At 73.1% G+C, this 689-nt stretch carries 1 protein-coding gene; it reads left to right on the top strand.

Annotated elements, in window-relative coordinates; all coding sequences use genetic code 11:
- Positions 1-377, top strand: a 377-nt coding sequence (locus K9U40_RS23180; protein ID WP_282892425.1) for an SH3 domain-containing protein, incomplete at its 5' end; no start/stop codon positions are given.
- Positions 378-689: the final 312 nt, after the last annotated feature.

Here is a 689-nt window from a genome sequence, read left to right as displayed (position 1 = left end):
CCGCCGCCGATTTCGCCCGCCCCGCCTTCCTCGAACCGGTGGGCGGCGACGAGCCGGGCGACGAGGCCAGCCTGCCCGAAGGCGCCACGCAGACCGTCTCCGACACCGCGCCGACCGGTGCCGCACCCCTGCCCAAGGCCAAGCCCCGCGCCGTCGCGGTGGCCTCGTCGGATGCCGGCCCGGCCGCAGCCGGCGAGAGCCGCACCGCCCGCATCCGCAGCGACGTGACGCTGCGCTCCGGGCCGAAGCGCTCGGCCTCCATCGTCGGCACGCTGAGCGAGGGGACCAAGGTGACCCTTTACTCCTGCAAGTCGTGGTGCGAGGTGTCGTCCGGCGACAAGCGCGGCTTCGTCTACAAGGCAGCGGTGGCGCAATAATGGACTGTCGGTGAGCCTGCCTCATCGGCCGCAAGTCCAGTCCCGCGCCGCGCCCGAGTTATGGTCCTTTCGTTGTCGCCGTGTCCCCCGTCATGCCCGGCCATGACGGGGGTGACTGGCCCGGTGGGCGGCAGCACCGGCGGCATCGCGTGCGGGGTCAAGGGTGCGCCCGGCGTTCCGCCGGCCATGCGAGGGCTGCAAGACCAGCGTGCGGGACGGGTCGGCGGCGCATGCTCTAGCCCGCGGCGTCCGTTCCGGGTAGCGTCGCGGTAAACCGGACGGACCCGTTGCCCAAGCGCCCCACCAAGACCC

This window comes from Xanthobacter autotrophicus (assembly GCF_030015065.1).
GTDB classification, from domain to species: Bacteria; Pseudomonadota; Alphaproteobacteria; order Rhizobiales; family Xanthobacteraceae; genus Xanthobacter; species Xanthobacter autotrophicus_D.
Note: the sequence above shows the minus strand (reverse complement) of the source record. Positions and strands in the feature narration are given on the sequence as shown.